Below are 25,346 nucleotides of genomic sequence, written 5' to 3' on the forward strand. Positions count from 1 at the left end.
TCTCTCCTGTCTGCGTGAAGGGGATGCAAGGGGCAGCACAAGACCGCCCGGCGTGAAGGCGCCGCCTGTGAACCCCGGGTGGGGTCAGGCGGTTCGCTTCAACGTCGGGAGGTCAGGATCTGCATATGCATGTATGGTTATACGCAGATTGCGTATAGCTATGCACGGAAGGCTAGCAGGGGCAACGCGGAGGGTCAAGGGACGTGTCCAGCCCAGCCGCACCCGGGCAGCAGAAAGGAGCCACCCGCAGGCGACTCCCGTCAGAACAAAGATTCAGGTCTGAACCTGAGCGCAGATCAGCGCAGGGTGTACGTGAACCCGAGGCGAGGCTTGAGGAACGCCCCGTTGACGCTGTCCGAGACGCTCTGGCTGCCGCGGCTGACCGTGGCGCGCAGGAAGGAGGGCCCACCCGCCAGTTCCGCGAAGGCGCTGAAGCCCGGAGCGGCAGCGAAGCGCACGCCGGCCAGCAGGGTCGGGTTCACGGCCGTCAGGCGGGCGGTGTACGTCACGCCGTCGGACGTTCCGCTGTCGCCCACGGTGGTCAGACCCAGGCCGCCCCCGAGATACACGTCGGCCGCGCCGCTGGTCATGACCGAGCGCAGGTACGTGAACTCGCCGCCGAAGCCCAGCTTGTCACTCCCGTACAGGTTGGGGAGCAGTTCCAGTTCGGCGCGGACGGCCGAGACCGCGTCCAGATCGTAGGTGTAGCTCAGGCCCACACCGAACGAACTGTCGAAGTCAACGGACTCGCCGTCGGCCTTGTAGAAGCCCTTGTTGTACGTGCCGCTCAGGCCGAGGCTGTCGGCAGCAGCGAAGGAGAGGGAACCCAGGAGGGCCGTGACGATCAGAACGTTTTTCACGCGGATGAGCATAGAGAGTCCCCTTCATGAAGGCAAACGAAAGTGACCACCCGTTGCCGGATGGTCACTGGCGTCATCCCTGGGGGACGGCAGCGCTCAGGGCAGGCGGTAGTTCAGGCCGATGCGGGCGCCACTGCCGAGTTGCACGGCGCTGGCCGCGCTGCCGCCGACGGTCACGCGGGGACCGATGTTGCCTTCCACGAAGAAGCTGAGGGGATCGGTGACGTTGTAGCGCAGGCCCAGCGTGCCGTGCGGGTAGACGCTGACGCCACCGCCCTGGCCCAGCACGACGCCCGCGCCGAGACCCAGGCCGTAGTAGGGGGTCAGGCCGCCCAGCGCCGAGCCGGTCCCGGTGAAGTCACCCAGGTAGTCCACGCTCCCGCCGATGGAGACGTTGTCACGGCTGAAGTTGAAGTTGGTCGCGTCCAGGTTCAGGCCGTAGCGCATGGCGCTCGCGCCGGTCAGGTCGGTCTGGTAGTGCAGGGTGGCGCCGGAACCCACAGAACCGCCGATGTATGAGGCGGCGGACGCGCCGGTCAGGGCGGAGAGGGTCAGGAGGCCAAGAAGCATCTTCTTCATGCCCCGGAGCATAGACGCGGGCGCGGCGCCTGTGTAAGGGAAAATTTCTTACAAAACCCTTACGTACGTTTGACTACATTCTCACCGCTTCGTCAGCTACGAACCCCAGACGTTCCAGGGCCACCTCGATCTCCGCAGCGGATTTGCAGAATGCCCAGCGGGTCAGGCCCGGCGGCGCCGCGTGATGCGCGTAGAACGCCTCACCGGGAATGACGGCCACGCCCGCGTCAATCAGGCTCTCCGCTGTCCACGCCGGATGCAGCGCCGTCAGGAAGTACGTGCCCCGCGGCTCGAACACCGTCGCCCCCAGTGCCCGAAGGCCCCCCGCCAGCAGCGTCATGCGCTCCTCGTACGCCGCGCGCAGCCCCGCGTAGAAGCCCGACTCGCGCGCCAGGGGCAGCGCTGCCGCCACTGCCGCCTGCAGGGGTGCGGGCGCGCAGAAGCTCGTCACCTGCCGCACCCCCAGCACGCCGAGCGTCAGGCCGGGCGGCGCGGCGATCCAGCCGATCCGCCAGCCGGTCGCCTCCAGGCGCTTCCCGGCACTGCCCACCGTGAACGTCCGCTCGGGCGCCAGGGTGCGCAGTGGCGTGGGTCGCGGGCCGAAGTACAGTTCGTCGTACACCTCGTCACTGATGATCCACAGGTCGTGCGTGCGGGCCAGCGCCACGATCCCCGCGAGTTCCTCATCACTGAAGACCGTGCCTGTCGGGTTGAACGGGCTGTTCAGCAGCAGCGCCCGCGTGCGGGGCGTCACGGCGGCCGCCAGGGCCGGCAGGTCAAACTGCCAGCCGCGCCCGGCCAGCGTCATGGGGACCGTCACGGCCCGCGCGCCCGTCAGCGCCACCTGCGGCAGGTACACGTCGAACACGGGCTCCAGCATCAGCGCCTCATCCCCGGGACCCAGCAGCGCCAGGGTCAGCAGGTGCAGCGCCTCGGTCGCGCCGCAGGTGACGGTCACGTCCGCGCCGTCCACCCCCAGGTCCGCGCCCAACGCGTCCCGCAGCGCGGGCAGGCCCGCCGGCGGCGCGTACTGGTCGAAGCGGCCGAGCGCGCCACGCGCGGCGTCCAGCAGGAATGTGGGCGGCGCGGCGCTGGGAAACCCCTGACCCAGGTTCACCGCGCCCCGCTGCGCCGCCAGGCGACTCATGCGCGCAAAGACACTCTCCTGAGCGGCGGCCCGCCCGTGCAACTGTGGCATGCCCGCAGTCTGCACCCACCCGGCCCCCGGGCGGCGGTCCCCCATGCAGACAGGCCCCGGGCACGCCCCCCCTCCCCCACCCCCGCCAGGACGGAAACCGCACACGGGCGCGCGCCCCGGTGAGATCCCGTTCAGACGCCGCCGCCCAGAATGCCCGGGCGCATGCTGACCGTCCGCGTTCCGCCCGGCAGTCCGGAAGCCCACTACCGCCGGGCCGGACTGCTGATCGTCCTGACGTGCCTGCTCCTCACCACCGGCGTCACGCTGCTCCTGAGCGGGCCCTTTCAGGTGGGCCGCACCGATCAGCTGCTGCTGAGCCTGCTCCTCGTGAAAAACGCCGTGTTCATCACGTGGCTGTGGCGCGCCCCCGGTCAGTTTCAGGTGGTGGGCGCCCTGGAATTGACCGGGGAGATCCTGGCCGGGCTGTACCGCATGCGGGACGTGCTGCTGGTCGATCACACCGCGCACGGCCTGAGCGGCTACTCGTACTGGCTGGCCCTGCCGTACCTGGTGGCGTCCCTGACCCTCCCGGCGGGCGCGGCCCTGGCTGCCGCCGCGCCGTACCTGCTGGCGCTGGGCGCGCTGGGCGTCGCGTACTGGCTGACACCGGGCGTGCCGGGCGACCAGCGGGAAGCGAACACGAACGCTTGGCTGCAGATGCTGCTGATGCACGCCACCTTCATGGCCGTGATCACGTTGCAGCAGCAGCTGCGCCGCCGCTACGCGCACGCGGTCGCGCAGGCCGAGCGCCGCTCCGCGCAGGCGCTGCTCGACCCGCTGACCGGCCTGCCCGGGCGCCGCGCCCTGCACGACCTGCTGGACGCCCCTCACGACGTCATGAGCGTCGTGTACGTCGACCTGGATCACTTCAAACGCGTGAACGACACCTTCGGGCATGACGTGGGGGACGACGTGCTGCGGCACGTGGCGCACGCCGCCCGCGCCAGCGTCCGCGCCGGGGATGACGTGGGCCGCTGGGGCGGCGAGGAATTCCTGATGCTGATCCGCGGGGACGCCGCGGGGGCCGCGCTGATCGCCGCGCGGCTGCGCGCGCACCTGCGCGACCACCCGCACCCGGTGGTGGGCGCCGTGACCCTCAGCTGCGGCGTCGCGCAGCGTGAACCGGGCGAGGCGATCAGCAGCGCCCTGCGGCGCGCCGATCAGGCGCTGTACGCCGCCAAGCGAGCCGGGCGGGACACGGTCGAACTGGCCGTTCCGCCCGGCGCGGCCTGACCGGAACGGGCCGCGGAGTCCAGCGCGGACCACCCACGCGGCGCAGCCTTCCCCGACTTCACGACCTGGACCCACGCGGCGCCGCGCCGTGCTGCCCGTGATCACCGGCGCGTTCATGACGTGGATGGTCAGCGCGCTGTCAGTCGGTCTGGTTAGCCTGAAGGTATGACGCTGCCCGAACCGACCCGGTCACTGAGTGACGCGGAGTTCGCGTTCCGGCGCGGCAGCCTGCTCACGGTGCTGGGCGCGGTCCTGGTCGTGAGTCTCATCACCCTGAGCGTGCAGGCGCACTGGAATTTCAGCCTGAGTGACCAGCTGCTCCTGCTGCTGCTGGCCGCGAAGAACGCCGCGCTGTTCACGTGGCTGTGGCGTGTCCCTCAAGCGTTCCGGCTGGTGGGGCTGATCGAGCTGACCGTGCAGGTGGCGACGGTCCTGCTGCGCCTGTACGTGGTGCTGCACAGCGCGCCCGGTTTTCACGGTCTGGGCGGGTACGCCGTGTGGATGATCTTTCCGTACATCGTGGCGTTCATCGTGCTGCCCGCCCACCCGGCCACCCTGGTGAGCGGGTCGATGTTCGCCGGGCTGCTGGGCATGATCGGCCTCTACGCGCTTGATCCCGCCACGGACCCGGCGCTGCGGACCGGGCTGAGCAACCCGCTGCTGCAGACCATCCTGATGCACGCGACGTTCATTGCGCTGCTGGGCTGGCAGCAGCATCTGCACGGGCAGTTCGTGCGGGCGCTGTTCAGCGCGCGGCGCGAGGCGACCCTGGCGCAGCTGGACGACCTGACCGGCCTGCCCAACCGCCGGCAGCTGGGCCGCTGGCTGAGCGGGGCGCTCGACGAGCCCGGCGACCTGAGCGTGATCCTGCTGGACCTGGATCACTTCAAACGCGTGAACGACACGTTCGGGCATGAGGCGGGGGATGAGGTGCTGCGGCAGGTGGCGGGCGTGCTGCGGCGCAGCGTGCGCCGGGGGGATCATGTGGGCCGCTGGGGGGGCGAGGAGTTCCTGATGCTGGTGCGCGGGGACGTGGAGGACGCGCAGGCGGTCACGCAGCGGCTGCGCGCGCAGCTGGAGGCGGCGCCTGCCAAGCAGTCCGGGCGGGTCAAGGTGAGCTGCGGGGTGGCGCAGGCCCGCCCGGGCGAGACGCCGCACGAGCTGCTGCGCCGGGCGGACGAGGCGCTGTATGCCGCCAAGCGTGCGGGGCGTGACACGGTGGCGTTCGCCGCCTGACCACCCCACGCTGTCCCGGATGACTGCATAAGTTTGCATGCGGCTTACCTTTCGGGGGGCGCGGCGTGTTAGGCTCATTCTCTGGAATGCCTAAGCGTACTGACCTCCAGACCATCCTGATTCTCGGCAGCGGCCCCATCCAGATCGGGCAGGCAGCCGAGTTCGACTATTCCGGCACGCAGGCCCTCAAGGCCCTGAAGAAGGAAGGCTACCGGGTGGTGCTGGTGAACAGCAACCCGGCGACGATCATGACCGACCCGGACCTGGCGGACGCCACGTACCTGGAACCCCTGACGCCCGAGTTCGTGCGCCGCGTGATCGAGAAGGAACGCCCGGACGCCCTGCTGCCCACCCTGGGCGGGCAGACGGCCCTGAACCTCGCCATGGACCTGAACGCCGACGGCACGCTGGAGCAGTTCGGTGTGGAACTGATCGGCGCGAACGCCGCCGCGATCCGCAAGGGCGAGGACCGCGAGGAATTCCAGGCCGCCATGAAGAAGATCGGCGTGGAAACCGCGCGCGGGCAGATGGTGCACTCGATGGAGGAAGCCGTCGAGTACCAGAAGCAGATCGGCCTGCCTATCGTGATCCGGCCTTCCTTCACGCTGGGCGGCACGGGCGGCGGCATCGCGCACACCTACGAGGAGTTCCTGGCGATCACGGAAGGCGGCCTGCGCGACAGCCCCGTGACCAGCGTGCTGCTGGAAGAATCGATCCTGGGCTGGAAGGAGTACGAGCTAGAGGTCATGCGCGACCACGCCGACACGGTCGTGATCATCACCTCCATCGAGAACTTCGACCCGATGGGCGTGCACACCGGCGACAGCATCACGGTGGCGCCCGCGCAGACCCTCAGTGACGTGGAGTACCAGCGCCTGCGCGACCAGTCCCTGGCGATCATCCGCGAGATCGGCGTGGACACCGGCGGCAGCAACATCCAGTTCGCGGTGAACCCCAAAGACGGCCGCGTGATCGTCATCGAGATGAACCCCCGCGTCAGCCGCTCCTCGGCGCTGGCGAGCAAGGCGACCGGCTTCCCCATCGCCAAGATCGCCGCGCTACTCGCGGTCGGGTACCACCTCGACGAGCTGAAGAACGACATCACCCTGAGCACGCCCGCCTCCTTCGAGCCGAGCATCGACTACGTGGTCACGAAGATCCCCCGCTTCGCGTTCGAGAAGTTCCCCGGCACGCCCGACGCCCTGGGCACCCAGATGCGCAGCGTGGGCGAGGTCATGGCCATCGGCCGCACCTTCAAGGAGAGCCTCCAGAAGGCCATGCGCAGCATCGAGTCGGACGTGCGCGGCGCCTTCGCCGCCATGTCGATTGAGGACCTGCGCGGGCTGCTGTACGGCAACCCCCGCCGACTGGAAGCCGTGCTGGAACTCCTGCGCCGCGGCGAGAGCACGAGCGACCTGTTCGACGCGACGAAGATCGACCCGTGGTTCCTCAGCCAGCTGAAGGAGATCATCGACGCCGAGACCGAGATCACGCAGCTCGGCCCCATCGGCGAGTGGAAGTACGAGATCTGGCGCGAGGTCAAACGCCTGGGCTTCAGCGACGCCCGCATCGGCGAGATCGTCGGCCTGAGCGAACTGGACGTCCGCGCGCTGCGCAAGGAAGCGAAAGCCACGCCCGTCTATAAGACCGTGGACACCTGCGCCGCCGAATTCGAAGCCTTCACGCCCTACCACTACAGCACGTACGAGTGGGAGGACGAGGTCACGAGCACCGACAAACCCAAGGTCGTCATCCTCGGCAGCGGCCCCAACCGCATCGGGCAGGGCGTCGAATTCGACTACGCCACCGTCCACGCCGTCTGGGCCCTCCAGGAGGCCGGGTACGAGACCATCATGGTCAACAGCAACCCGGAAACCGTCAGCACCGACTACGACACCGCCGACCGCCTGTACTTCGAGCCGCTGACGTTCGAGGACGTCATGAACATCGTCGAGCACGAGAAGCCCGTCGGCGTGATCGTGCAACTCGGCGGGCAGACGCCCCTCAAGCTCGCCAAGCGCCTCGCGGACGCCGGCGCGCCCATCATCGGCACCAGCCCCGAAACCATCCACGAGGCCGAGGACCGCGCCAGCTTCAACGCCCTGTGCGAACGCCTCGGCCTGCCCCAGCCCAAGGGCAAGGTCGCCGAAACCCCCGATCAGGCCGCTGCGCTGGCCACCGAACTCGGCTTCCCGCTCATGGCCCGCCCCTCCTACGTGCTGGGGGGCCGCGCCATGCGCACCGTCCGCTCCATGGACGAACTCACCACGTACCTGAACGAGGTGTACGCCGCCGTCGAGGGGCAGCCCAGCATCCTCCTCGACCAGTTCCTCGAGGGCGCGCTGGAACTCGACGTGGATACCCTCTGCGACGGGGAAACCGCTGTCGTCGCGGGCATCATGGAACACGTCGAAGCCGCCGGGGTGCACAGCGGCGACAGCGCGTGCATCCTCCCTCCCGTCACGCTGGACCCCGCCATCCTGGCGCGCGTCAAGGCTGACACGGAACGCCTCGCGCTGGAACTGGGCGTCAGGGGCCTCATGAACGTCCAGTGGGCTATCAAGGACGGCACCGCGTACATCCTCGAAGCGAACCCCCGCGCCAGCCGCACCGTCCCGTTCGTCAGCAAGGCCGTGAACCACCCCCTCGCCAAGAGCGCCGCCCGCATCGCCGTCGGCCACACCCTCGCGCAGATCGGCTTCACCGACACCCCCACCCCGCCCATGTACTCCGTGAAGGAAGTGCACCTGCCGTTCCTGAAATTCAAGGGCGTCATCCCCACCCTCGGCCCTGAAATGAAAAGCACCGGCGAAAGCATGGGCATCGACACCGACCCCTACCGCGCGTTCTACCGCGCGCAGATCGGCGCGAAAAACAACCTCCCCACCACCGGCACCGCCCTGCTCCTCGGGGACGGACTGGACGACATCGCCACGCAACTCCAGGACGCGGGCCTGACTGTCACGCGCGAGCAGACCGACCAGCTGCCCGCCCTGCTGATCGACGTGACCGGCAGCGAGTACCTGCGCACCGCGCTGGAACGCGGCGTGCCCATCGTCAGCACGAAGGAAGCCGCCGAATGGACCGCCAAAGCCATCGCCGCCGCGAAGAACGACCCCCTGAACGTCAAGAGCCTCCAAGAGTGGGTGAACGCCTGAGATGAGCCTTACCGCCGACCTCCACTGCGAAATCAGGGAGGTCGGCGGTCACTGGTGGCCCATCGCCACCTTCGAGATCGGATCAGCCCGCCGCTTCCGGCAGGCACTCCACGGGGCAGGCCTCGCAGACCGGGGCCTGCCCCCCGATGTATCCGATGTCCTGCGCGACCGGTACGACGAACAGGTGACCGCTTACCCGCGAGAAATCTGCGGGGCGACATTCATCACCACACAGGAACTTCAGCTGCTGCTGAACGCCCCGCTGTGGCTGACCGCCCAGGAACGCGAACGCATCCCCCCGCACGCCTACGAGGAGTACGCGGAAACGGGCTTCATCCGCGCATGGCACGCCTTCGCACAGGCGCACGAGGCAAACGAACGAGGGGCGCGACTCGTCATGTGGTTCGCAATCTGAAACTACCCTGCCTGCGCTTCTACTGGAAGCCGGGCGGAGTGGAGGCATCTCTGCCTGTCCCTTTCTTCCGTTCAGACCTTCTGCCCTTCTGGTCTTCAGACCTTCGCCCGTGGTGGTTCTGGTGCGTGGGGTGTGGAATACGGGCATGCGAAAAGTGATTCTGACGGTGGCGCTCAGCCTGGGTCTCGCGTGGGCCGCGTCGGCGGCGGTGCGTGTGGTGGACGTGCTGGATGCCGGTGGGCAGGTGGTGGCGACGGGTGCGCTGAGTGGGCACCTGCGGGTGAGTGGGGCGCTCGGGTCAGCGCGGACGGTGCGGGTGTCATGGGTGGTGGGTGGCGTGACGAAGGTGCAGGAGTTCACGCTGGCCGGGCCGATCACGGCGCGGGAGCTGGAGGCGGAGCGGCTGAGCGTGTCGGTCGCGGGGCGGGTGCTGCCGCTGGAGGCGGCGCTGGAGCCAGCGCTGGAGATTGGGCCGGGCCGTGGCACGGATGATGGTGCGGGCCATGACGCCGGGGATGACCGCGGTGGCGTACCGGGCGGGCGCGGCGCGGATGACGGCGCGGGGCATGACGCCGGAGATGATCATGGTGGAACGTCCGGCGGGCATGGTGGGGATGACGGGTCCGGCCATGACGGGGGCGATGACCACGGCGGGAGTGGCGGTGGGGGCGACGAGCACGGAAGCGGGCATCACTGACGGACAGGCGGCCCTCTTGGCCTGTTGCTGCTGGAACGCGAAGTGGCCGGGGCGCCCCGGCCACTTGGTTCTGTTTGCGGTTACTTGTACTGCGGCCAGGGCCACGTCTTGAACGTGACCTCCTGCCATTTGGGGTGCATGCCTTCGTCTTCTTGCAGGTTCACGAGTTTGCTCATGGCGCACTTCTGGTATTTCAGCAGCAGGTCTTTCTTCTCGGGTGTCTTGAAGTCGCGGGTGGCGAGGACGCTCTGCACGGCGACGGTGGGGACGCTGCCCGCGCCGAGGTTGGGGTACAGGAGTTTGGCGCTGCTGTAGATGCCGTTCAGGCTGGGCGCGTAGGGGATGGGCACGAGGTTCACGCCGCTGAGGTCCTTGACCCAGGTGGCGGGCTGACCGACGACGGCGAGGACGGCGTCGACCTGTCCGGCGCGCAGGGCGTTGAAGGCGGCGTCGCGGTCCTTGACGCTGGTGACGGTGTACGGCACGCCGAGTTTGGCGCTGAGGACGCGGGCGGTGATGAGGCTGCCGCCCCACGCGGCGACGCGTTTGCCTTTCAGGTCGGCGTACGTGGTGACGCCGGTGGTGGTGACCTTGCCCAGGATGCTTTTCTTCGTGACGGGGGGCGGGGCGAAGAGGTGGATTTCTTCGTTGTGCAGGGGCAGCAGCGCTTTGATGTTCTGCACGCGGGTGTCGCCGTCGATCTGTTCTTTGGCTTTCAGGACGTCACTCTGCACGAATGCCAGTGACACCTCGTTGCTGAGGAGCAGGTCGATGTTTTCCAGGCTGCCGCTGGTGCCGCGTTCTTTCAGGTAGGCGCTCTGGGTGCAGACCTTGCCGATGTTCTTGAACATGGTCGAGTACGTGCCGGTGGCGCTGCCGGTGGCGACGTTTAGGAACGTGGCGGCGTGCGCGGGGCTCAGGAGGAGCAGGGTCAGGAGGGGCAGGGTGCGTGCGTTCATGGGGCCTCCGGGGTTACTTCAGGTCGCCGTACCCGTCGTTGCTGCTGGGCGGCGTGGGGGTGGACGTGCCGGTCGCGGGGGTGCCCGTGGCGGGGGTGCTGGCCGCGCCGGTCTGGGTGCGGGTCTGGTCGAGGACAATCACGGCGCCGCAGATCAGGAGGATCAGGGCGAGCAGCCCGCCGATGCGCGCGGAGCGGTTCACGCCTGCCCCGCCCGCAGCGCGCGGTTCTCTTCACCGGCGGCGAGGGCCTGATCAAGCAGCGCGGCGTTCCGTCCGGCGCGGCGGGCGATTTCGGACAGGGCGCTCTCGGTGACGTGGCGGTCCTCGGCGCTGAGTTTGGCCTGTTGCAGGGCGCTGGCGACGTTCCCCTTGGCCTGCGCGAGTTGCGTGTCGATGCGGGCCTTGCGGATCTGCCGGTCGAACTCGGCGAGGTCGGCGCGCAGGTCGGTCAGGTGCGTCTGCGCGCGGGCGAACGCGTCGCGGCTGACCTGAAGGTCGGTTTCCCAGCGGGCGACGTCGGCGGCGTCCATGTCGCGGCGGTTCGTGTCGATCAGGCGGCGGAAGTCCTCAATGTGCCCGTTCGCTTCCTGCAGCTGCGCGGCTTTCGCCTGAATCAGCGTCTCGAACTGCTTGCGCTGCACGATCAGGGTTTCCAGCGGCATGGCGCGCGCCACGGTCTCCTTGGCTTTCACGCGTCCGGCGTTCAGCGCGAGGATCAGGGCGGGCATCAGGAAGATCACGGCCAGGATCGCCACGAGGAACGCGCCGATGGTGACGGTGGTCAGCGCGACGTTGAACACGGCGATGGCGGCGCCGCCCAGCGCGGCGAGGGCCAGCACGCCGCCGCCGGTGGCCAGGGCGATCTTCCCGGCGGTGACGGGCCGCGCGGCGGGGGCCTGACTGGTGGAGGGGCGCAGTTCAATGACCGTGTCGTCCCGGTGGGGCTGGCTCATACCCTCTTATACGACAGGGCCGGGCAGAGCGTTGCCGCGGCGCCCGGTGTGGAGGGTGCGGGGCCACGTTCAGGTGGGGTGAAGTCCCCCTCATGGCTGGGGGTGTGTGGCGTCTGCGCGCCTGAAGCGGGGGTACACGCCGGGCACAGAATGGCTTTCTAAGCTCGGGGATGACTGCCGTGACGCCGCCCGCGCCCCAACATCCTCCGGTATCGTCGTTCGGGGGCACGCAGACACTCCGGGCGGACCTGGTGCGGGTGCGCCTGCCGATGGTGAACGCGTTCCTGCTGGGCGAGCCGGGCGGGCCGTGGGTGCTGGTGGATGCCGGGATGCCGGGTACGGCGGGCCTGATCCGCCGGGCGGCCCGGGCGGTGCATGGGGACCGGCCGCCGGAGCTGATCGTGCTGACGCACGGGCACTTGGATCACGTGGGGGCGCTGGCGGACCTGCTGGCGGCGTGGGACGTGCCGGTGTACGCGCACCCGCTGGAGCTGCCGCACCTGATGGGCGTGGCGCCGTACCCGTTCCCGGACCCGACGGTGGGCGGCGTGATGAGCGCCCTGTCCCCGGCATTTCTGCCCGGGCCGTTTGATTTCCGGCCGCACGTGCGGCCCCTGCCGCAGGATGGGTCGGTGCCGGGCGCGCCGGGGTGGCGGTGGCTGCACACGCCGGGGCACACCAGCGGTCACGTGTCACTGTGGCGGGCGGCGGACCGGACGCTGGTGGCGGGCGACGCGTTCGTGACAACCCGGCAGGAGACGGCGACCGGGGCGCTGCTGAACGCGGTGACGGAGGTGCGCCGCCCACCGGCGTATTACACGCCGAACTGGGAGGCGGCAGCCGCGTCGGTACGTGGCCTGGAGGCGCTGAACCCGGCGCTGGCGGCGACCGGGCACGGGCACCCGATGGCGGGCGAGCCGCTGCGCGAGCAGCTGTCGGCACTGGCCGCCCAGTTCGAGGCGCGGGGACGGCCGGCGCGCGGGTGGTACTTGGGGCATCCGGTGCCGGTGCACGCGGCGCAGCGGGGGGATCCGGACCCGCTGCGGCCTATCGTGCTGGGCGCGCTGGGGGGCGTGGCAGCCGCGTGGCTGCTCTGGCAGGCGCGGCGCCTGCTGCACTGAAGGGCGGCCAGGAATCGCCTCCTGGCCGCCGCTGGTACCCTGCTCAGTTCTCGTATTCGAGGTACGTGTACCCCAGGAGTTCCTCGCCGTAGTCCTCGAGGAGTTCGTGCTCCTGCTCATTGGTCAGGATGCCGTTCTTGATGGCGGCGTCGGCCTGATCCTCGATGCTGTCGCGCAGCATGGGTTCCTCGTAGCCCATGGACTCGATCATGCGCCGCGCTTTCTGGCCGCGCACGAACAGGTCAATGTGGAAACGGCCGCCGGGGCGCAGGGTGACGTGCGCCTCGCTGACCTTCCCGAAGAGGTTATGGGCGCTGCCCAGCACGTCTTGGTACGCGCCCATCAGGAACACGCCCAGGTAGTACGGCTTGTCGCCGGGCTCGTGCAGGGGCAGGGTGGCTTTTACATCGCGCAGGTCGATGAATTTCTCGATCTTGCCGTCGCTGTCGCAGGTGATGTCGACCAGGGTGGCCTGCCGGGTGGGTTTCTCGTTCAGGCGGTCCAGCGGCACGATCGGGAACAGCGCCTGGATGGCCCAGTTGTCCGGCAGGCTCTGGAACAGGCTGAAGTTGCAGATGTACTTGTCGGCCAGCACCTTCTGGAGGTCCTCCAGCTCGTCGGGGACGTACTTCTCGTTCTGGATGAGTTTGGCGACCTTGCGCAGGATGGCGTTGAACAGCGCCTCGCCGCGCGCCCGGTCGGGCAGGGTGACGTAGCCCAGGTCGAAGAGGTTGTGCAGGGTCTGCTTGTCGCCCACGGCGTCGTTGTAGGACTCGCGGTAGTTCCGGGCGGTGATGTTCGCCAGGATGTCTTCCATGTCCTTGACGATCTGGTGGCTGTTCTCGTCGGCGGGCGCGAGGTCTTCGAGGTCGCGGGTGGGGCCGGTGACGTCTACGACCGGGAGGATCAGCACAGCGTGGTGCGCGGTCAGGGCGCGGCCGGACTCGCTGACGATCACGGGTTCGGGGACCCCTCTGGCCTTGCAGGTTTCCTGCACGGTGTACACGACGTCCGCGGAGTACTCCTGCACGGTGTAGTTCATGCTGGCGTAGAAGGTGGTTTTCGACCCGTCGTAGTCGACGCCCAGGCCGCCGCCGACGTTCAGGTACTTCAGCTGCGCGCCAGCGGCGATCAGTCCCGCGTACGTCTGCGTGGCTTCACGCACGGCGACCTTCACGCGGCGGATGTCGGTGATCTGCGACCCGATGTGGGTGTGCAGCATGACCAGACTGTCCAGCATGTCTTCCTCTTTCAGGCGTTCGACGACCCGCAGGAGTTCGTAGGCGTTCAGGCCGAACTTCGCCTGATCCCCGCCGGACTCCTCCCACTGGCCGCTGCCGCGCGCGTGCAGTTTGAAGCGCACGCCGATCGCGGGGCGCACGCCGAGCGCCTTGGCCTGCTTCAGGATGCGGTCCAGTTCGCTGTACTTCTCGATGGTAATGACGACGTTCTTGCCGAGCGTGCGGCCCCACAGGGCCAGCTTGATGAACCCGTCGTCCTTGAAGCCGTTGCAGCACAGCAGCGCGTCGGGGTGCATGCGCTGTGCGAGGCACAGCGCGAGTTCGGCCTTGCTGCCGGCCTCCAGGCCGTGCGCGTAGTCGTACCCGGCGGCGGCGATGCTCTCGACGACCACGCGGCGCTGGTTGACCTTGATCGGGAACACGCCCTGGTAGTGGCTGGTGTAGCCGTACTCGGCGATGGCCTTCCCGAACGCCTCGTTCAGGTGCTTCACGCGGCCAGTGATCACCTGCGGGAAGCGCAGGATGACGGGCAGGCTCTCGCCCCGGTCGACGATCTCGTCCACGATGGCGCGCAGGGGAGCGTGCAGGCCGGGGGTGGGGGTGACCTCCACCTGGCCCTTGTCGGACACGCGGAACCACCCGCCCGACCAGTTGGGCACCTGGTACAGTTCGGCGGCGTCAGTGGTGGAAAAACTTGCTGGGGTCGTCATTGAGGGGCGTCCTCCTCCGGTGGGGATAGGCTCGCCGTGCGCGGGGTTCGGAGCAGAGCGCAGCTCGCGGACGCCGTGCGAAACCGGGCGCATGATACGGCAAACCGGCGCGCCCGCGTGTATTTCCGGTCCTCATTCGGCCCTTCACGTTCCAGGGGAGAAACATCCCATGAATGAAAAGAGAAGAAGCGCAGCGGCGTTGCACCGTGCGCTTCCTCTTCTCTGGCGGTCCGGACGGGATTTGAACCCGCGACCTTCTGCGTGACAGGCAGATATGCTAACCGCTACACTACCGGACCAGCGGAGAGAAGGTTACCGGGGCGCGGCGCGCTTGTCAAGCGGTGCACGCCCAGCGGCCAGCACCACGCGGTCCCGGCGGGCTTCCCTCACAGCGCGGCGGGACGTGCCTCCCTGCCCGGAGGCCACCCGCGCCGCCTCGTGCGGTGGAGGCCAGGCTGTGCGCTCTTCACTCCTTCACGGGCAGGCCGAGCGGCGTCCAGCAGGACCCGGGGGACACCGCCCTCCAGTGATGCCGCCCGACTTCAGCGCTCCGGGTCGGCCTGATGTCCCACCGCGTCAGCTCTAGGGCGTCGGCTCGGCCTGGTGCGCCGAGGGCCAGGCGGTCTGAACGTGAAGACTTTGCCGCGCCGCGCTCCTGGCGCGGCGGGCTACGCTGCGGGGTATGTTCCGGGATCCTCTGCGGGCGGCGCTGCGTGAACTGGAAGGCGTGCTGGACCGCGATCTGGGGGGCGCGCGGCGCCTGCTGCGGGCGGCCCTCGCGCAGGGGGGCGTCGTGGGGGCCGCCCGCGGGTCGGGCGCGCGTGTGCTGGGTGTGGGGGGAACGCCGCCGGACGGCGTGTTCGAACTGGCGAGTGTCAGCAAGCCGTTCACGGCGGCGCTGGCGGGCGCGCTGGTGCGGCGTGGGGCGCTGGACTGGCACGCGCCCCTGGCGGCGCTGGGGGGGCCGCTGCGGGGCGTGCCGCGCCACGTGAGCGCGTGGACGCTGGCGACCCATACGGCGGGCGTGCCGCTGCACCCGGCGCGGGTGGGGGTCACGACCTTCACGCACTTTCACGATCCGTACGGGCCGATGACGCCGGCGGGGGTGGTGGGCAGCGTGCGCCGCTGGGCGCGTCCCGGGGGCCGCTTTGGGTACTCGAACCTGGGGGCGGGCCTGCTGGGGCTGGCGTGCGCGTTCGCGGCGGGTGAGGCGTTCAGCGCGGACGGGTACGCGCGGGCGCTGCGGCGCGAGGTGACGGGCCCGCTGGGCCTGCACGTGACGCCCGCCGCGCCGCCCGGGGTGATCCTGCCGGGCGCGGGGCTGCTCACGGCGCCGCGCGTGACGGCGTTCGGGCCGCTGGTGGGGGCGGGCGGGCTGTTCGGGGGGGCGGCGGACCTCCTGGAGTTCGGGCAGGCGCTGCTGCGAGGTGAACTGGGGGAGGACTGGCGGGACGCGCGGCGCGTGCCGGGCCTCCCGCCGGGTGTGGACGGGGTGGGGCCCGGCTGGTTCGCGCGCGGCGCGCTGCCGGGTGGCGTGCGCTGGCATGACGGTGTGGCGCGCGGGACCCGCAGCGGCCTGGGCGTGGGGCTGGAGTCCGGCGCGGTGGTGGTGGTCCTGGCGCGTGGCGGGGTGCCCCTGGCCGGCGGGCGGGCGGCGGTCCCGGCGCTCCTTCAGGCGCTGCTGTCCTGAGCGCCCACGCGTGGGCGGGCGTTCAGGAGCGCGGCGGGAAGCGCACGAAGGTCATCCAGAAGGCCTCGAACGCGCGGATGGCGCCCAGGAAGTTCTCGAAGCCCACGGGTTTGACCACGTACCCGCTGGCGTGGCGCTCGTACGAGGAGCGCACGTCGTCCTCGGCCTGACTGGTGGTGAGCATCACGACGGGAATGCTGCGCAGTGAGGGGTCAGCCTTGACTTCCGCCAGGACTTCCAGCCCGGTCTTGCGGGGCATGTTGATGTCCATCAGGATCACGTCCGGGCGGGGCGCCTCGGCATGCTCGCCCTCGCGCCGCAGGAAGCGCAGGGCTTCCACGCCGTCCCGAGCGACGTGCATGCGGTTGGGCACCCGGGCGTCCTCGAAGGCTTCCAGGGTGAGCAGCACGTCGGGTTCGTTGTCCTCGACGAGCAGGATCTCGATGGTGGGCGGGTCAGTCTTGTGCGTCATGGGGTGGGCACCGCGGGCAGGGTCAGGTGGAAGGTGCTGCCCTGGTCAGGGGCAGACTCGATCCAGATGCGTCCACCGTGGTGCTCCGCGATTTTACGGCAGATGGCCAGGCCCATGCCGTTCCCGGCGTAGGTGTCGCGGCGGTGCAACCGCTGGAAGATCTCGAAGATCCGCGCGTGGTATTCCGGCGCAATCCCGATGCCGTTGTCGCGCACGCTGATGTGTACGGTGTCCCCCTCGCGGCGGGACGTGACGTGCACCTGGGCGGTCTCGCCGGGCCGGTGGAATTTCAGGCCGTTGCTGACCAGGTTCGTGAGCAGCTGCGTCAGCAGGGACGACTGCCCCCACACCTCGTCCGGGGTATCCCAGCTCAGCTGGCTGCCGCCGGAGGTCAGGGTGCCCTGCACGTTCTGCCGCGCGGCCTGCATCAGCTCGTCCAGCGAGACGGGCTCGAAGATCAGGTCGGTGCGGCTCAGGCGGGCGAAACCCAGCAGGTCCTGGATGAGGCTGCGCATGCGGGTCACGGCGTCCTGCATGAAGTGCAGGTACTGGTCCGCGCGTGGGTCCAGCTGGCCCTGGTAGCGCCGGGCGAGCAGTTCGGTGTAGCTGCCGATGGTCCGCAGGGGTTCTTGCAGATCGTGACTGGCGACGTACGCGAACTGCTCGAGGTCCTGGTTGCTGCGCTCGAGGTCCGTGATCAGGTCCTGCAGTTGCGCCTGGGCGCGCACGCGCTCGGTGATGTCCTGCACCATGATGACCGCCCCGTTGACCGCGCCGGCGGTGTCGTGGGTGGCCGTCACGACGTACGCGACCGGCACGGGGTTCCCCTGGGCGTGCCACATGACGTCCCGCTCCACCCGGCGCGTCTGCCCGTCCCGCAGCGTCTGGTGGATCGGGCAGTCACTCAGGGCGTAGGGGGTGCCGTCCTCGTGGTGGTGGTGGACCAGCGCGTGCTGCTCCTGGCCGATCATGCTCTCGATGCTGTAGCCCAGCATGCGGGCCGCGGCGGGGTTCGCGAAGGTGGTCACGCCGCGCGCGTCCAGCCCGAAGATGCTCTCTCCGGCGGCCGTGAGGAGCAGCGTGCTGAAACGCGTGACGCGCGAGAGGTCCTCGGTGCGGGTCTGCACGCGCGCTTCCAGCTCGGCGTTCAGGACCTTGAGGGCCTGCTCGGCCTCGCGGATGGCGCTCAGGTCCGTGTTGGTGCCCAGCCACTCCAGCAGCTGCCCCCGCTCGTCCAGGATGGGCACGCCGCGGGTCAGCATGGGCACGTACGCGCCGTCCGCGCGGCGCAGGCGGTACTCGGTGGTGTACAGCGTGCCGGTTTCCAGGGCGCGCTGCCAGTCGCTGATGGCGCCCGCCCGGTCGTCAGGATGGACGGCGTCCAGCCACCCGGCGCCCCGGTACTCGTCAGGCGTCTGGCCGGTGAAGGCCTCCCAGGGCGCCTGGGGCGGCTGGAGTGACCCGGCGGGATCGGTGTTCCACACGATCTGCGTGGTGGCTTCCACCAGGGAACGGAAGCGGCGTTCGCTGCGGCGCACCTCGGCCTGCATCTGCTGGCGTTCGGTGACGTCGGCGAACACCGTCGTGACCTGCTTGGCCTGCGAGGCACCGGGCGCGCGGCGCGGAATGGCCGTCACCTGCAACCAGCGCCACGTGGCCTCGCCGGGGTGGTACACGCCCATGGGCACGTCGCGCTGCACCTGCAGGGTCCGCAGCGCCTGCACGCTCGGGTGCGTCTCGCCGGGAAAGTCCGTGCCGTCGGGGTGGACGGCGCGCCACTCGGGGTGCATGGAGTCGCGGCCCAGAAGCTGCTCCTGGGTCATGCCCAGGATGCGCGCGGCCGCGTCGTTCGTGAGCAGGATGCGGGTGTCTGGAGCCTGCACGGTCATGCCCAGGCCCATGCCGTCCATGAGTTCCAGCGCGACCTCCAGGGGGTCGCGGGCCACGTGCAGGTGCAGCAGTGCGCCGTCCTCGGTGGGCGCGACGGTCAACAGGCCCGGCGCGACCGTATCAACGACCTGCACCGTGACCTGCCGCGTCTCGCCGCTCAGCGCGGCCTGCACCGCGTCGCGGATCGGGGGGACGCTGCCCGCGTGGAACAGCGCCATCCAGTCGCCACTCGGGGAGTGCTGGTGCACGCGCGCCTGCGCGGCGCGGTTCAGGGTCACCTGCCCGTCCGGGCGGAACAGTGCGACCGGGTCGGGCAGCGCGCTGAGCAGCGCCTGGGCGTCCACGCCGTGGAACGGGGCGCCCGCTTCAGGCGGGGTCACCGCTTAGCCGCGCAGGGCGTACCCGACGCCTCGGACGGTGCGCAGCAGCCCGTAGCCGTCCAGGTCGCGCAGCTTGGCACGCAGGTTGGCCATGTGGACGTCCACGACGTTGCTGCCCTCGGGCAGACGGCCCTGCCAGATGTCCTGACCGATCTCGTGGCGGGAGTACACGCGGCCCGGCTGGCGGATCAGGAGGGCCAGGATGTCGAACTCCTTGGGCGAGAGGCGCAGCTCGTCGCCCTTGAAGGTCACGAGGCGCTTTTGCGGGTCTAGGTTCAGGTCGCCCATGGTGAGGCTCTCGGTGGTGCGCTGGCGCAGCTGCACCTTCACGCGGGCGAGCAGTTCGTCCGGGTGGAAGGGCTTGATCAGGTAGTCGTCGGCGCCCAGGCCCAGCAGGCGCACCTTCTCGTCCACGGTGTCGCGGGCGGTCAGGACGATGATCGGCACGCTGCTGTTCTTGCGCAGGCGCTGCACGACGTCGCCGCCGTCGAAGTCCGGCAGGCCCAGGTCCAGCAGGATCAGGGTGGGCTGCTCCTCGCGGGCCTTGATCAGGCCGTTCATGGCGGAGTCGGCGTGGTCGACTTCAAAACCGGCGTCGGTCAGGTCCATGCGCAGGACGTTCGCAATGTCCAGGTCGTCCTCGATGATGAGAATGCGTTGCGGGGTCACGCCTTCATGATACGCCTGCGCCTGAAGGACCTTCATGATCGTTTCTTGATCTAAAGCGCTTGAAGACACAGAAATGACCTCCGCGTCAGCTGCGGGGTATAGCAGGCGCGGCGCGGTGTGCTACGTTGAACGGACTTCGCTCCGCATGGCCTGCCCCTGGCGGCCACTTCCGGGCGACACAACCCACCCACTCAGGCCGTATTCCCTGGCCCCCGCCTTCTCTCACATCCTGCCCAGGCGCAGGTTTCACGGAGCCCCCCATGAGCAACCCCAGCAAGGCCACCCGCCCCGAGGGCGCGGCCCCGCACCTTGAAGTCATCCCCCTCGGCGGGATGGGCGAGATCGGCAAGAACATCACCGCGTACCGCTACGAGGACGAGATCATGGTCGTCGACGCGGGCCTCGCGTTCCCCGACAGCCACCAGATGGGCATCGACCTGATCATCCCCCGCATCGACTACCTCCAGCAGCACGCCGGACTGATCAAGGGCTGGATCCTCACGCACGGGCACGAGGACCACATCGGCGGCCTGCCGTACATCCTGCCCAGATTGCCCCGCGTGCCCGTGTACGGCGCGGGCCTGACCCTGGGCCTGGTCCGCGAGAAACTCTCCGAGTTCGGCATCAAGGACGGCGAGGTCGACCTGCGCGAGGTGGACCTGAGCGAGACGGTGAAGATCGGCACGCACTTCCAGGTCGAGTTCTTCCGCATGACCCACTCCATCCCCGACAACGCCGGGTATCTGCTCACCACGCCCGCCGGGGTCGTCATGCACACCGGGGACTTCAAACTGGACGAGGAACCCAGCGACGGCAAACTCAGCGACCTCGCCCGCATCGAGCAGGCCGGCAAGGACGGCGTCATGCTGCTCCTGAGCGACTCCACGAACGCCGAACGTCAGGGCCGCACGTCCAGCGAGGCCGACGTGGCCCGCAACCTCGAAACGCTGATCTCGGGCCTGAAGGGCCGCGTGTTCCTCACGACCTTCGCGTCGAACGTGCACCGCGTGCAGAACGTCATCAACATCGCGCACCGCCAGCGCCGCCGCGTGGTCATGGAAGGCCGCAGCATGATCAAGTACGCGCAGGTCGCGCAGACGCTCGGGTACATGGAACTGCCTGAACCGTTCCTGGCCAGCGACGAGGTCGGCAGCCTGCAGGACCAGCAGGTGCTGTACGTCTGCACCGGCAGCCAGGGCCAGCCCATGAGCGTCCTGTCCCGCCTGGCCTTCGGCAACCACGCCAAGATCGCCCTGCGCCGCGGCGACAGCGTCATCCTGAGCAGCAACCCCATCCCCGGCAACGAGGAAGCCGTGAACCTCGTCATCAACCGCCTGTACGAGATCGGCGTGGACGTCTACTACCCCCCGAACTACCGCGTGCACGCCTCCGGGCACGGCAGCCAGGAGGAACTCGCCACGGTCCTGAACCTCGCGCGGCCCAAGTTCTTCCTCCCCTGGCACGGCGAACCCCGCCACCAGATCAACCACGCCCGCCTCGCCCAGACCCTCCCCCGCCCGCCCAAACGCACCCTGATCGCCCGCAACGGCGACGTCGTGCGCGTCAGCCAGGACGACTTCAAGGTCACGGGCACCGTGCCCGCCGGCGCTGTCTACGTGGACGGCCTGGGCGTCGGTGACATCGGCGACGACGTGCTGCTCGACCGCGTGAACATGAGCCAGGAAGGCATCCTGATCATGACCGCCGTCCTGCACCCCACCCCGCACGTGGAGATCGTCTCGCGCGGCTTCGTGCGCGCCAACCGCGAACTCGACGCCCAGATCCGCAAGGTCGCCCTGGACGCCATCGAACAGGGCCTGCGCGAGAAGAAACGCCTTGAGGATGTCCGCGACGACATGTACGGCGCCGTGCGCCGCTTCGTGCGCAAGGTCACGGGCCGCAACCCCGTCCTGATTCCCCTCATCGTCGACTGACCTTCCGGTCACCTCATGGCCCGCGCCCTGTAGGATGCGGGCCATGTTCACACCCCGGGAACGCAAGGCGCCGCGCAGTCAGACGCCCACACCACCTGCGCCGACACCAGCCGGGCCGGCCCCCGCCAGCCGCCCACCCCTGGAGATCGCGCGGCAGCTGAGGGACGCCGGCACCGGGGGCAGGGCGGCGCAGCCCTCAGCGCTGGACGGACGGGCGCAGGGGCACTGGCGCGTGACGATCCTCCCCGGACACGGGCACCACCTGGGAACGCACCAGACCGCACAGTTTGGGGCGGCCGTGTGGACGGGAAAGACGACCGGCCCCCGTCAGACCGACTGCCACTGGACCCTGAAACGTGACACAGGTGCAGCGTTCGAGACCGTGAAGAGCGGCACCGGCCCGAAGTACACAGTGGACGCCGGCCTGGCCCCCGGCCGGTACGTCATGGAATGCACGCTGGTGCAGAAAGACGCCCCGCACGCCTTTCAGGCGAAGGCCGACGCGGCGGCCACTGGCACTCGCGCGCAACTGCCGGGCACACCACACCTGCGCTTTCCGCCAGCTGAGGCCAGGGGCAACAGCAGAACGCCTAGGCCAGCGCTGGACGAAGCGCACCCATCAAACCCGCACGTCGGTGGCCCCTGGTACCGCTTCGATGAGACCAGGCCGGACGGTTCGGTGCAGACCCGGGTGCATGGAAGCACCGAGCAGGCCGCCGAGGACAGGGTCCCGGTCGGTGCAGCGCGCGAGACGGTCGTGGCCCGCGATGAGTATCAGTTCACGGTATCCCGCGCCGAGGAGTACACCCGTGCCCTCCTTGGCCGCCACCGGGAAGAACTGCCGCTGGGCTCGCTGGAAGAGGAATTACAGCTGATCCCGGAGCAGAACGCCGACAACGCCGCATTCATCAACCCCGGTAAATCACCCGTGGATGCCAAGTCGGCTGCGTTACGCAAGGCCGTCGATTTGCCCAACATCTTCCCCGGGATGGGCCATGACGCGGCCAGCAGCGACCGGGATGTCACGCGCGTTCATGCTGTGCTGAGCCAGAACGATGGTCAGGAGGTGCACCTGCGCCTGTTCATGGCGATCATCCGGCGGGGTCAGGAGCGGTTCGTCCGACTTGTGGAGCTGCCACCCATGAACACCCCGCAGGATGCCGACCGCATCCGTGCGTACAGCGGCCGCCCGTTCGAGCAACCGGACGACGTGTACGGGTCGTTCATGACCGCCATTCAGGAGTACGCGCAGAATTCCCCGTACGGTCACGGCACGCTCCGCTTCGAGGTCGAGGGGCACGCGGACCTGTCGGGCACGCTTCAGAAGGGCGCGTCTGAGCTGGCCCTGGGGGCGGACAACCTTGATCAGGTGGCGCGGGTGACGGCGCTGCTGGCGCTGATTCCACTCATCTCCGCACCGATGGGCGTGGCGACGGCGCTGCTGTCCGCAGGCTCAGCGGCCATGCGGGCCGCCGATCAGTACAACCGGGCTGAGGACAACACGGCGGCGGCCGCGGATGTCGCCGTGAACCTGCTGGAGTTCGGCAGTGGCGTGGCCGCCAAGGGCGCGGCCAGCGAGGTTCTGGAGGCATCGAAACGGGTGGTTGAGGGCACCAGGAACGCCGTGGGGGTCACGCAGGCCCTGGCGAATCACGAGGAGGTCGATCCCGGGAAGGGGCTGGCCATGCTGAAAGATGCGCTGGCGTTCGGCCGGGTGGTGGCGCCGGAGGTCTTCGCGCCTGGTCATTATCAGATCGGCACGCGGCGCGTGATCGTCCGCCTGAGTCAGGCGTACCGGGTGGGCGAGAAGATGGTCAAGTACGTGAACCTCCCGGAGGACTTCTCGCAGAAGTTCACGGAGCTGGCCAACACCGAGGGCCTCTCTGAGAACGAGCGGCGGTTACGGGTCGCGCAGCTGGTGGCGGACGCCCTCAAGTAGGTGGGCACCCGGGTGAAGTCAGGGTTCGCCTACGTTCGTATTCCTCGCCCGTGCGATAATCGCTGTCATGAGCGTGATTCCCTACGTGATCGAGCAGACCGGGCGCGGCGAGCGGATGTACGACATTTACTCCCGCCTGCTCAAGGACCGGATTATTTTTGTGGGCACGCCGATCGAGTCGCAGATGGCGAATACCATCGTGGCGCAGCTGCTGCTGCTGGATTCCCAGAATCCGGAGCAGGAGATTCAGATGTACATCAACTGCCCTGGCGGTGAGGTGTACGCGGGCCTGGCGATCTACGACACCATGCGCTACATCAAGGCGCCCGTGTCGACGATCTGCGTCGGCATTGCGATGAGCATGGGCAGCGTGCTGCTGATGGCCGGGGACAAGGGCAAGCGCATGGCGCTGCCGAACAGCCGGATCATGATTCATCAGGGCTCGGCGGGCTTCCGTGGGAACACCCCGGACCTGGAGGTGCAGGCCAAGGAGGTGCTGCACCTGCGCGACAAGCTGGTGAGCATCTACCACGAGCACACCAGCCTGCCGCACGACAAGCTGATGCGGGATATGGAGCGTGACTACTTCATGTCGCCTGAGGAGGCCATGAAGTACGGTCTGATTGACAGCGTGGTGGACCGCACGCGCGCGCAGGAGGCGAGCGTATGACGAAGGGAGGGGACCGCTGCTCGTTCTGCGGGCGGCAGCATCCGCAGATCGCGCAGCTGATCGAGGCGCCGGGGCGCGCGGCGTTCATCTGCAACGAGTGCACTGAGCGGGCGCACGAGCTGGTGAAGCAGAACCGCACGAAGGGCGGCGCGGAGTTCAGCCTGGACGAGCTGCCCACGCCGCGCGAGATCAAGGCGTACCTGGACGAGTTCGTGATCGGTCAGGACGAGGCGAAGAAGGCGCTGGCGGTGGCGGTCGTCAGTCACTACCAGCGGCTGGCGCACCCGGACGTGAACCTGCAGAAGAGCAACATCCTCCTGATCGGGCCGACCGGGACCGGGAAGACGCTGCTGGCATCCAGCCTCGCGGAGATGCTGGAGGTGCCCTTCGCCATTGCCGACGCGACCACCCTGACCGAGGCCGGGTACGTGGGCGACGACGTGGAGAACGTGATCGTGCGGCTGCTTCAGGCCGCCGAGTATGACGTGGCGGCCGCTGAGCGCGGCATCATCTACATCGATGAGATCGACAAGATCGCCCGCAAGTCCGAGGGCACCAGCATCACCCGGGACGTGTCGGGTGAGGGTGTGCAGCAGGCGCTGCTGAAGATCATCGAGGGCACGGTCGCGCAGGTGCCGCCGCAGGGGGGCCGTAAGCACCCGCAGCAGGAACTCGTGCAGGTGAACACGAAGAACATCCTGTTCATCGTGGGCGGCGCGTTCGACGGCATCGCGGACATTGGCCGCAGCCGCACTAACGTGCGCGCGGTGGGCTTCGGCGCGGAGCACAAGGGCGACGAGAAGGACGAGTTGCGGTTCCTGCCGGAGGATCTCGTGAAGTTCGGGCTGATTCCGGAGTTCGTGGGGCGCCTGCCGCTGGTGGTGCAGCTTCAGGATCTGGATGAGGAGGCGCTGGTGCGCATCCTGACCGAGCCGCAGGGTGCGATTGCTACGCAGTACCAGGCGCTGTTCGGGTTCCAGGACGTGGACCTGACCTTCACGGATGAGGCGCTGCGTGAGGTGGCGCACCGGGCGCGCGATCGCAAGACCGGGGCGCGTGGCCTGCGGGCCGTGCTGGAGAAGGCCATGACGGACCTGCTGTTCGAGCTGCCGGTGGAGGGCCTGAAGGAGCTGCGGTTTGACGCGGCGCACATTGACGCCCCGATGGCGCTCCTTGAGTCGAAGGGACTCAAGAAGTCTGCCTGAGCATAGCGATAGAGGTTACAGCACGCCCCCGCACCAGTCCCTACACTTTGGGGACACCGTGCGGGGGTGTCGTCTCATGACCCCCCGCGATACACTCAAGTATTCCCGCGCCCAGCGCGCGGCCGTTAAGGAGCAA

The 25,346-nt window shown here is 68.9% G+C and carries 21 protein-coding genes and 1 tRNA gene; 11 read left to right on the forward strand and 11 right to left on the reverse strand.

Going from position 1 to position 25,346, the window contains the following annotated elements:
• Positions 1-296 precede the first annotated feature (296 nt).
• From IEY63_RS19930 to IEY63_RS19940, 3 genes are all read right to left on the reverse strand, one after another.
• Positions 297-860 carry a hypothetical protein gene (locus tag IEY63_RS19930; protein ID WP_189070754.1) on the reverse strand — a complete coding sequence of 188 codons (564 nt, stop codon included), beginning with the start codon at positions 858-860 and terminating at the stop codon, positions 297-299.
• Positions 861-956: 96 nt separating this feature from the next.
• Positions 957-1,439, reverse strand: coding sequence for a hypothetical protein (locus tag IEY63_RS19935; protein WP_189070755.1), 483 nt, complete (start codon positions 1,437-1,439; stop codon positions 957-959).
• Between the two features lie 73 nt (positions 1,440-1,512).
• The gene (locus IEY63_RS19940) at positions 1,513-2,637 is read right to left on the reverse strand and encodes a pyridoxal phosphate-dependent aminotransferase (protein ID WP_189070756.1); all 1,125 of its coding nucleotides are present in this window, start codon (positions 2,635-2,637) and stop codon (positions 1,513-1,515) included.
• A gap of 162 nt (positions 2,638-2,799) precedes the next feature.
• On the opposite strand from IEY63_RS19940, the gene IEY63_RS19945 reads away from it, so the two are divergent.
• The 5 genes from IEY63_RS19945 (at position 2,800) to IEY63_RS19965 (ending at position 9,376) form a co-directional block, all read left to right on the forward strand.
• Entirely contained in the window at positions 2,800-3,870 is a 1,071-nt protein-coding gene (locus IEY63_RS19945) for a GGDEF domain-containing protein (RefSeq protein WP_189070757.1), read from the forward strand.
• 165 nt (positions 3,871-4,035) lie between these two features.
• Positions 4,036-5,106, forward strand: a complete 1,071-nt coding sequence (locus IEY63_RS19950) for a GGDEF domain-containing protein (RefSeq protein ID WP_189070758.1) — start codon at positions 4,036-4,038, stop codon at positions 5,104-5,106.
• 86 nt (positions 5,107-5,192) lie between these two features.
• Entirely contained in the window at positions 5,193-8,264 is a 3,072-nt protein-coding gene (gene carB / locus IEY63_RS19955) for a carbamoyl-phosphate synthase large subunit (protein ID WP_189070759.1), read from the forward strand.
• Between the two features lies 1 nt (position 8,265).
• A complete protein-coding gene (locus IEY63_RS19960; RefSeq protein ID WP_189070760.1) occupies positions 8,266-8,679 on the forward strand; it encodes a hypothetical protein in 414 nt (137 codons plus the stop codon).
• 145 nt (positions 8,680-8,824) lie between these two features.
• Complete coding sequence (locus tag IEY63_RS19965; protein ID WP_189070761.1) at positions 8,825-9,376, forward strand: hypothetical protein; 552 nt, start codon at positions 8,825-8,827, stop codon at positions 9,374-9,376.
• An 80-nt stretch (positions 9,377-9,456) separates the two neighbouring features.
• Here the strand turns inward: IEY63_RS19965 and IEY63_RS19970 are convergent, their stop codons facing one another.
• From IEY63_RS19970 to IEY63_RS19980, 3 genes are read right to left on the reverse strand one after another with little or no spacing between them, the layout of a single operon-like run.
• A complete protein-coding gene (locus tag IEY63_RS19970) occupies positions 9,457-10,335 on the reverse strand; it encodes a TAXI family TRAP transporter solute-binding subunit (protein ID WP_189070762.1) in 879 nt (292 codons plus the stop codon).
• A 13-nt stretch (positions 10,336-10,348) separates the two neighbouring features.
• Positions 10,349-10,537 carry a hypothetical protein gene (locus tag IEY63_RS19975; RefSeq protein ID WP_189070763.1) on the reverse strand — a complete coding sequence of 63 codons (189 nt, stop codon included), beginning with the start codon at positions 10,535-10,537 and terminating at the stop codon, positions 10,349-10,351.
• Positions 10,534-11,289 (reverse strand): hypothetical protein, encoded by a 756-nt coding sequence (locus IEY63_RS19980; protein ID WP_189070764.1) that lies wholly within the window; start codon positions 11,287-11,289, stop codon positions 10,534-10,536. The genes IEY63_RS19975 and IEY63_RS19980 overlap by 4 nt, the downstream gene beginning before the upstream one ends.
• 170 nt (positions 11,290-11,459) lie before the next feature.
• Between IEY63_RS19980 and IEY63_RS19985 the strand changes: the two genes are divergently transcribed.
• A complete protein-coding gene (locus IEY63_RS19985) occupies positions 11,460-12,410 on the forward strand; it encodes an MBL fold metallo-hydrolase (protein WP_189070765.1) in 951 nt (316 codons plus the stop codon).
• Between the two features lie 43 nt (positions 12,411-12,453).
• On the opposite strand, the gene speA is transcribed toward IEY63_RS19985, so the two are convergent.
• Together speA and IEY63_RS19995 are read right to left on the reverse strand one after the other, a co-directional pair.
• On the reverse strand, positions 12,454-14,361 hold the full coding sequence (gene speA, locus IEY63_RS19990) for a biosynthetic arginine decarboxylase (RefSeq protein WP_189070766.1): 1,908 nt from the start codon (positions 14,359-14,361) through the stop codon (positions 12,454-12,456).
• A 223-nt stretch (positions 14,362-14,584) separates the two neighbouring features.
• Positions 14,585-14,660 (reverse strand) — tRNA-Asp (locus IEY63_RS19995).
• Between the two features lie 383 nt (positions 14,661-15,043).
• Here IEY63_RS19995 and IEY63_RS20000 point away from each other — a divergent pair.
• Positions 15,044-16,051: a serine hydrolase domain-containing protein gene (locus tag IEY63_RS20000; protein WP_189070767.1), complete on the forward strand. Its 1,008-nt coding sequence runs from the start codon at positions 15,044-15,046 to the stop codon at positions 16,049-16,051.
• Positions 16,052-16,073: 22 nt separating this feature from the next.
• Here IEY63_RS20000 and IEY63_RS20005 read toward each other — a convergent pair whose 3' ends face one another.
• Genes IEY63_RS20005 through IEY63_RS20015 form a run of 3 tightly spaced genes read right to left on the reverse strand, consistent with a single transcriptional unit; the run spans position 16,074 to position 19,498 of the window.
• Positions 16,074-16,523, reverse strand: coding sequence for a response regulator (locus IEY63_RS20005; RefSeq protein ID WP_189070768.1), 450 nt, complete (start codon positions 16,521-16,523; stop codon positions 16,074-16,076).
• A complete protein-coding gene (locus IEY63_RS20010) occupies positions 16,520-18,793 on the reverse strand; it encodes a PAS domain-containing sensor histidine kinase (RefSeq protein ID WP_189070769.1) in 2,274 nt (757 codons plus the stop codon). The genes IEY63_RS20005 and IEY63_RS20010 overlap by 4 nt, the downstream gene beginning before the upstream one ends.
• A 3-nt stretch (positions 18,794-18,796) precedes the next feature.
• Positions 18,797-19,498, reverse strand: coding sequence for a response regulator transcription factor (locus IEY63_RS20015; protein ID WP_373290944.1), 702 nt, complete (start codon positions 19,496-19,498; stop codon positions 18,797-18,799).
• Between the two features lie 224 nt (positions 19,499-19,722).
• Between IEY63_RS20015 and IEY63_RS20020 the strand changes: the two genes are divergently transcribed.
• The 4 genes from IEY63_RS20020 to clpX are packed head-to-tail and all read left to right on the forward strand — an operon-like array spanning position 19,723 to position 25,210.
• Positions 19,723-21,396: a ribonuclease J gene (locus tag IEY63_RS20020; RefSeq protein ID WP_189070771.1), complete on the forward strand. Its 1,674-nt coding sequence runs from the start codon at positions 19,723-19,725 to the stop codon at positions 21,394-21,396.
• Positions 21,397-21,439: 43 nt separating this feature from the next.
• Positions 21,440-23,335 carry a hypothetical protein gene (locus IEY63_RS20025; RefSeq protein ID WP_189070772.1) on the forward strand — a complete coding sequence of 632 codons (1,896 nt, stop codon included), beginning with the start codon at positions 21,440-21,442 and terminating at the stop codon, positions 23,333-23,335.
• Between the two features lie 58 nt (positions 23,336-23,393).
• Positions 23,394-24,005 (forward strand): ATP-dependent Clp protease proteolytic subunit, encoded by a 612-nt coding sequence (gene clpP / locus IEY63_RS20030; protein WP_308425241.1) that lies wholly within the window; start codon positions 23,394-23,396, stop codon positions 24,003-24,005.
• A complete protein-coding gene (clpX, locus tag IEY63_RS20035; RefSeq protein WP_189070774.1) occupies positions 24,002-25,210 on the forward strand; it encodes an ATP-dependent Clp protease ATP-binding subunit ClpX in 1,209 nt (402 codons plus the stop codon). The genes clpP and clpX overlap by 4 nt, the downstream gene beginning before the upstream one ends.
• The last annotated feature ends 136 nt before the right edge of the window (positions 25,211-25,346 follow it).

Origin of the sequence: Deinococcus radiotolerans (genome assembly GCF_014647435.1) — a bacterium.
GTDB classification, from domain to species: domain Bacteria; phylum Deinococcota; class Deinococci; order Deinococcales; family Deinococcaceae; genus Deinococcus; species Deinococcus radiotolerans.